The sequence below is a fragment of the Elstera cyanobacteriorum genome (assembly GCF_002251735.1).
GTDB lineage: Bacteria > Pseudomonadota > Alphaproteobacteria > Elsterales > Elsteraceae > Elstera > Elstera cyanobacteriorum.
On sequence record NZ_NOXS01000028.1, the window covers coordinates 90,784 to 99,146 of the forward strand.

Here is an 8,363-nt window from a genome sequence, read left to right on the forward strand (position 1 = left end):
GATCTTTGACATTGTTGATTTATGGGAAGGGATATGGAGTTGGTGGCCTGTTGGCTGCTGGTTCTTGGTCTCTTGAGAGAGAGAGTTTAGGGTCAGTTTTAGTGGTGTCAGTGATGGCGCCATTAACCTGAGAGTTTGATCCTGGCTCAGAACGAACGCTGGCGGCATGCCTAACACATGCAAGTCGAACGAGTNATGCCCGGAAATCGGTGATCCGCTCCAAAGTCGAACACGTCTTCGCCGGGCTGAAGGATCGGATGGGCTTGTTTGTCCGAACGATCGGTCTCGACCGGGCCACCACCAAGATCGGGCTGGCCAACATCGCCTACAATATGCGTCGGCTCATCTGGCTCGATACCCGAAATGCGCCCGCATGACGGCAAAAGGCCGCCAAAACACAGCATAGCAACCTGAAAATACTCAGAATGCCCGAAAGGCGGGCATGAATGGCCGTCAGTGGCGCTGAGCTTCTCTCGCTACGGCAAAACGCACGGTAATTCGAGGTGACCGGTTTCCTCGGTGGTCTTCTTGGCGGCATCGTCAGTAAAATCTTCGGCGGCGGCAAGAAGAACCCGTTAGCGGTGACCGACGTCGGGATCGACGCGGACGGTAAATTTGTGGTTCTCGGGTCGGGCTCGAACAATAAGGGCAATACGGAGATCTCGAAGCAGATCGCGCAGGCGGCGGTCGATAGTCTCAATGGGTTTATTGGGTTCGTCGACGGCAAGATCATCAATATGGAAGACATTGCCGGGCTGCGCTACGGGTACGAATCGAGCAAGGGCGGTACGGTCTATTTCGTCGGCCCGGACGAGAACCTGAAAGAAAACGCCTTCCACACAACCGAGGAGGCGCTGGATTATGGGGTGCTGCGCGAGTTGCGCGGCACGCTGATCGAAGGCGGCAACGTCTATCTCAAGCGCGGCCTTTATGGCTCGGACGCGACAACGCGCGCTGATCTTGGCAAGGATCTGACGACCGCAGCGCGCTACGCCTATTATCAAGCCTATAAGGATAGTTCGCCGAGCGAGCTCCTCTATATGGCCCGGAAGGAGAATTTCTCCTGGGACGAGGTGCTTAAAGAAGCCGAGGCGATGGCGCTGGATGTGCCCAATCCGGCCGATCACTATAGCCGCGTCAATTATCTCGCCAGCCGCCTCGGGTCGGACGCCGCCGAGGAGATTATCCTTGGGAAAGCCGTGGGCACTGCCGCGCCCAAGCTCGATATTGGCTATAAGCTGACGGGCGACGAGCGGCACGACCTCGCGCTCTATGAACAATTGGTCAAAGAAGGCCGCATCGAGGTCGCGACAACAACCGTTCAGAAGACCAATCCCGCGACCGTCGGCGTGCCGGAGACCAAGGAGGGTGAGGTCTTCGTGGACGGCACCTGGCGCAAGCTCGCCGCCTCTGTTTTCGATTTGGCCTATGCACCACCGAAGACCGCCAGCACCACGCTGACCCGCACGCCGCTTGAGCTAGGGCACGAGGGGGATAACCCCGATGCCATCGTGCAGTTCAAAGACACGCGCCTGCAATCGGTAGAATTTTGGCAAGAAGCGGCGCGGCCAAAGCCTGTGCATGCGCTGAATAGGGCTGAGCTTGATGTCGATCCGACGACGTCGGAGGCGACAAAAACCACCCTATTTAGCGGGGCGGCAGCGAATGAGGCAACCAAGACCGCCATGCTCGCTGGGGCGGTAGCGGGGATTGCCCTGACCCGATCCCCGGCCGCAGGGGCGCAGGCGGGCGATATCTTCAATGCCGCGAAGGGTATTGAGGTGGCGGGCGGCAATCTGTGGCAGGACCAGTCGACCGGCGCGCTTAATCTTATTGGCCGCGCGCTGGCGGATATTGACGTTGGCTCGCGCCATGATTGGACCCAGACGAACCAGACGGTGACGTCGGGTCAAGTCACCTCCGATAGCGACCTGGCCGCGCTGGATGAGGGCTTCATCTATGTTACCGAAAACGCCCTGGCCTATGATGAGAAGATCAAATCGACCGAAGATCGCGTCCTTGAGATCGATCAGGATCTGCTGACGGCCAATGATCTCGGGAACATCGGCGATTACCTGATCATCAAGCAGGTCGGTAACGCTGTGAACGGCCAGGTGACGATCAACCACGGGCGCATCACCTTTACGCCAGACCATGATTTTAACGGCGAGGCGCAGTTCGACTATCTCGTCGAGGATGGTCACGGCGGCGTTTCGATGGCGACGGCGCGGATCAATTTTGGGGCGGAGAACGATAAGCCGGTGGTGACCGGCGAGTTGTTCAACTCCTATCAAAACACGACGATGACGGTCAGCGCCGCTGATCTTTTGAGCAACGACTGGGATGTCGACGGCGGCGGGCTGCGCATCACCGGCGTCGATGGCGCCATGCTGGATGGCGATAATATTTATTTCACCCCACCGGCTAATTTTAGCGGCGTTACCGGCTTCTACTATGATGTGACCGATGCCGCTGGCCAAACGACCCGATCCTATGCGGCTGTGACGGTCCAGACCCTCGCCAATGGCGAGAAGACGGTTTCGATCGGGGCAACCCGCACGGCCGACGCGGTCAGCCGTCCGACGACCCCAAAGACGACGGCAGCCCCCAAAACCGTCTCGAAGGCAGACGAAGAGAAGGCCAAAAAAGCTAAAGAAGATCGCGCCAAACTCGAGAAGGATCTCGCCGATGCCCGCAAGGCGATCCCGAAGGGCAAGGTCGAGGCGGTTCAACTGAGCCAGGCCCTGAAGGATATGGACGGGGAGATGCGCTATAGCGTGCTGTCCAGCCTGTCCGCAGGCACGCGCTTCTGGCTTGCGGTGCAGGGGAAAGAGACCGGCGCTTTCACCAATGCGGCTGCTTTCTCGGCTTTCATGGCGGCTGGGTCGGCGGCGGCGGGAACACCGCAGACCGTCAGCTTCCTTGGCAGCACGTTCAGCCGGGATGAAGAGGGCCATGTCACCTCCTCCTCCTCGGTTCTTTATAGCTCGGGCGCGGTGGGGCCGGTGCGGACGGCGCCGCAGGTTCATTATGTGACCGCAGGGGAAATCGTCTCTCAGCAGGTCAATCTCTCCAACCTTGCGGCCCTCAATCCGCTGCTGCCCTCCGTCCAACTGTCGGTACAGAATGCTGCCCCGCTCGCGGCCTCGACGTTGGGACGAACCACGGTTCTGTTCGATAGCCCCGTTGCTGTGGCTCCACAGTCGGCGCAGGGTGCTGCGGCCTCCGCCCCCTCCGTCTCGGACGTAAATGAGGTTGCCCTGTTCACGGGCAAGGATGCGGCCTTGACGCTGGATATGGAGGCGCTGGGCGGCGGCGCGGGGATGCGGGTGCTGTCGGTGATCGGTGGGGCGGGCGGTTCGGCCTCGGTCGATGCCGATGGCCAGGTGCGCTTCACCCCGACCAGCGGCTATACCGGCACCGGCAGCTTCGAGGTGCTGCTAACCGATGCCAGCGGCGCGATTATCTCGACCCAGGCGCGGGTAACCGTGCTGCCGACCGCGACGGCGACAACAACGGCAACATCGGTCACCAGTACGGCGACGAGCGTCACCACGGTCGAGGAGATCGGGCTCACCACGCTCACCACAGCGGGAACGGGCACCGGGTCCGGGACGGGGACTGGATCGGGCACAGGCAGTGGAACCGGCACGGGTACCGGGACTGGCACCGGCACGGGGACGGGTACCGGAACAAACGTCACCACGGTCACGCTCACGACCGTGACGACCGAGACCGCCAACACCACAACAACGACCACCACGACAGGGACCAGCAGCACCGGCGGCGGGACGGGGTATGCGGGCAGCCTCGAGGGCGCGGCCACCCCGGCGGAACCCGTGCCGCCGCCCGCCCCTGTCGTACCGCCGCCGCCCGGCGTCCGCTTCTCCGTCGCGCAACTGGTCCAAGCGGGCCTTGGCGGCGATGCGGGCACGCTCACCGTCAGCGCCGTTTCTGGGGCATCGGTCGGCTCGGTGACGCTCAATGCCGATGGCTCGCTGCAATATGTCGCGCCCACCGGCTATACGGGGGCGACGACCCTAACGGTGACCCTCTCCGATGGTCAGGGCGGCAGTTTCACCCTGCCGGTCACGGTTGATAGCACGACCGGTGCGGCGGTAACGCCGGTGCCTCCGGCAGCCAGCCCGATGCCGGTCGATACGCTCTCCGCGCTCGACGATCTCGGCGGCGGTAATGATGGCGCGCTGGGGACGGAAGATCGCGGTGTGCGCTTCGTCGCCGCCGATCTGCTGGCCAATGATGCTGGGACCGATCTCACCCTTGCGGGCGTCCATAGCGCCACCGGCGGGACGGTCAGCCTGGCGGCGGACGGCAGTATTCGCTTTATCCCCGATGCCAATGCCACCGGCCCGGCCAGCTTCGCCTATGAGACGATTGACGCCGATGGGGTGGTCACCACCCACAGCGTGACCGTCGATCTGACACCGGTCAACGATGCGCCGACGCTGGTCTCAACGCCCGTGACGGCGACGGAAGATACCGTGCTCACCCTCTCGGCCGCCGATCTCGCCGCCCGCATCAGCGATGCCGATGGCGATACCGCGACGGTCACCCAGGTGACGGCGCTGCTCGGCGGTACCGCCAGCCTCGATGCTTCGGGGGCGCTGGTCTTCACCCCGCACGCCAATTTCAACGGCACCGGGCTGGTGCGCCTGACCGTCGAGGACGGCAACGGCGGCGTGGTCACCCAGCTTCAGACCCTGGCGGTGCACAGCGTCAACGATACGCCAACGGCGGTCGATCAGAGCGCGGCGGGCACCGAGGATACCGTTAAACGCTTCACCGCCGCCGAGCTGCTGGCCGGGGCGGCGGATGTAGACGGCGACCTGTTGACGGTGGCCGCTGTTGCCAATGCCGTCGGCGGGACCGCGAGTGTTGGCGCCGATGGGCGCGTTACCTTCACCCCAACCGCCAATCACACCGGCGCGGCCGGGTTCGATTACACCGTCTCGGATGGGAACGGCGGTACGACCACGGCCCATGTCGATCTCACCCTCGCGGCGGTCAATGACGCGCCGACCGGCGGCGCGGCCCTGACTACCGACGAAGATACCGCCCTGACCATCGATATGGCCGCCGTGCGCGCGGGCGATGCCGATGTGGAAGGCGATGTCTTCACCTATGGGGGGATCACCAATGTTCGCCACGGCACCCTTGTGGAGAATGCCGACGGTACGGTGACCTTCACCCCCACGGCGAATTTCCACGGTCAGGCGGGCTTCGACTATCGCCTCGTCGATGAGCATGGGGCGGAAGGCACGGCGACCGTTGCCATCACGGTCGCCTCGGTCAATGATGCGCCGACCGCCGCCGATCATAGCGGCACCTTGGCGGAAGATACCGCCATCCGCATCACCGGCGCCAATCTGCTGACCGGCGCGCGCGACGTCGAAGGCGATGCCCTGGCCGTTACCGGCGTTGCCGGGGCGACCGGCGGCACGGCGGTGCTGGGCGCCGATGGCGCGGTGATTTTTACCCCCGACGCCAACTACAATGGTGCGGCGGGCTTCGATTATACGATCGCCGACGGCAATGGCGGCACCACCACGGCCCATGTGGCGCTCGATATTACCGCCGTCAACGATGCTCCCACCGGCGGCGCGACGCTTGCCACGAGCGAGGACACGGGGCTGATCGTCGATCTCGACGGGATCCGCGCCGGGGATAGCGATGTGGAAGGCGATGCCATCACCTTCGGCGGCGTTACGCAGGTCCATCACGGTAGCCTGAGCGAGAATGCCGACGGCACCCTGACCTTCACCCCCGATGCCGATTATTACGGACAGGCGGGCTTCGAGTATAAGCTGACCGACGCGCAAAGCGGCGAGGGGGCAGGGCGGGTCGTCATCAACGTCGGCGCCGTCAATGACGCGCCGGTGCTGGCCGACCATAGCGGCACACTGACCGAAGATACGCCCGTTCAGATGAGCGCCGCGACCTTGCTGGCGGGCAGCCGGGATGTCGACGGCGATACGCTGGCGGTGACCGGCGTTGCGGGCGCGACCGGCGGCGCCGTCAGCCTGGATGCCCAGGGCCGCGTGTTCTTTACCCCCGATGCCGATTACAGCGGCAGTGCCGGGTTCGATTATACCGTGTCTGATGGCAACGGCGGCACGACGACGGCCCATGTGGCGCTCGATATCACCGCCGTCAACGATGCGCCGCGCAGCCTCGCCGACCTCGCAACCTTCGATGAGGACACGAGCTTTACGGTCCAGGTCGCCGATCTGATCGCCAATGATTATGACGTCGAAGGCGATGGGTTCGACTTCCAGCCGATTTTCTCGGCGAGCCACGGCACCGTCACCGATAATGGCGACGGCACGGTGACCTTCACCCCCGACGGCGATTATTTTGGCGCGGCAAGCTTCTCTTATCGCGTGACCGATAGTGGCGGCGCTGCAGCGGATATTCAGGTTGCCCTGACCGTCACCGGCGTCAATGACGCGCCGGTCGCTGCCGATGATGCCTTTAGCTTCACTGAAGATACGGTCGCGCTTTTCTCGAAGGCGGCGCTCTTTGCCAATGACCTCGACGTCGATCACGACACGCTGACCATTGCCTCGGTGCAGGATGCTGTCGGCGGTGTTGCCACTCTGACGGCGGGCGGCGACGTCCGCTTCACGCCCTTCGCGGACTATAATGGCGCGGGCAGTTTCACCTACACGATCGACGATGGTCACGGCGCGCAGGCGACGGCGACGGTTGCCCTTGATATTCAAGCGGTCAACGATGCCCCGCGCATGGCGAATGTAACCTATGCCGCGACCGAGGAAGTGCCGCTCACCCTTACGCCCAGCCAGATCCTCGCCGATGCCAATGCCCATGACGTGGATGGCGACGGCTTCGACTTCACCGAGATCACGGGCGTCACGGGCGGCACCGTTACGGCGGAGGCCGATGGCAGCCTGACCTTCACCCCAACGGAGAATTTCTTCGGGCAAGCCGAGATCACCTATACGACCACCGACGCCCAGGGCGCGGCGGGCACGGGCCGGGTGACGCTCAATGTCGCCAACGTCCAAGACGTGCCGGTCACCGGCAACGATAGTTTTGCGCTGCAGGAAGATCAGAACGCCCAGTTCACCCATGCCGCGCTGACCGGCAACGACAGCGACGCCGATGGCGACGCGCTGACGATTGTCTCGGTCGGTAATATCCAGGGCGGCACGGCGCAGGTCTCCGGCGGCGGGGTCTATTTTAGTCCGACCGCCGATTACAATGGCGCTGCCGGGTTCGATTACACGGTGTCGGACGGCCACGGCAATACCAGCACGGCCCGGGTCGATCTCGCCATCGCTGCCGTCAATGACGCGCCGCGCTTGCAGTCCGACTGGCTCGGCTCGGCCCTCGAAGAGCAGCCGATCACCGTCTCGACCGCATCGCTGATGAGTAACGATAGCGACCCCGAAGGCGATGCGATGACCTTCCTCGGCGTCGGCAGCGCGTCCGGCGGCACCGTCAGCCAGTCGGGCGGCACGGTCACGTTCACGCCCTACACCAACTTCGCGGGCACCGCGAGTTTTAGCTATCAGGTCGCTGACGCACATGGGGCCGTTAGCACGGCAACCGCCGCCTATCAGGTCATCAACGTCAATGATACGCCCATTGCGGCGGGCGAGACCATTTATGGGCAGGAAGATCAGGTTCTCTTCCTCTCCTCCGGTCAATTGACCCAAAATGACTATGATGCAGACGGTGACGCCCTCTCCATCGTCTCAGCATATGGCGCCTATAATGGCTCGGTTTATAGCAATGGCTCGGGCGTCGTCTATGTTCCAAACGCCAACTATTATGGGATGGACCAGTTCACCTATACCATCAGCGATGGACATGGCGGCACAGCGAGCGCGACGGCCTACCTGAATATCGCGTCGGTGAATGATATGCCCTATGGCGCGGGTGAGCAGCTCAGCCCGATGAACCAAGGCTCCACGCTTAATCAGGATTTTGGAACGCTCTTGGCGAACGATCGGGATCCCGATGGCGATGCTTTGACGATTATCTCTGCGAGCAGTTCCTATGGTAGCGCTTATGTCTCGGGTAACAACGTCGTCTTCACGCCGCGCACCAATGTGACCGGGGCAGCGAGTTTCGATTATGTGGTCAGCGACGGGCGCGGCGGCATGATTACTGAAACCGCCCAGATCGACGTCATATCCACGAACCGGGCGCCCGTGATTACAGCCACGGCAATTACCGGAACGCCCGTCAATATAGAGGGTAATTATACCCCCTATTATTTTGGCACCGTGACGGCCTCTGACCCTGACGGTGATGCGCTAACGATGCAGGCAACTTCATCCTCCGGAATGATAATTGCCCCGGCAAATCCCTATCAA

At 62.8% G+C, this 8,363-nt stretch carries 2 protein-coding genes; both read left to right on the top strand.

All coding sequences use genetic code 11. The annotated features are described in order from the left end of the window. The first annotated feature begins 158 nt into the window (after nucleotides 1–158). On the top strand, nucleotides 159–377 hold the full coding sequence (locus CHR90_RS19035; RefSeq protein WP_212668617.1) for a transposase: 219 nt from the start codon (nucleotides 159–161) through the stop codon (nucleotides 375–377). Between the two features lie 126 nt (nucleotides 378–503). After that, a partial coding sequence (locus CHR90_RS05080; RefSeq protein ID WP_141210873.1) for a cadherin-like domain-containing protein occupies nucleotides 504–8,363 on the top strand: 7,860 nt, incomplete at its 3' end.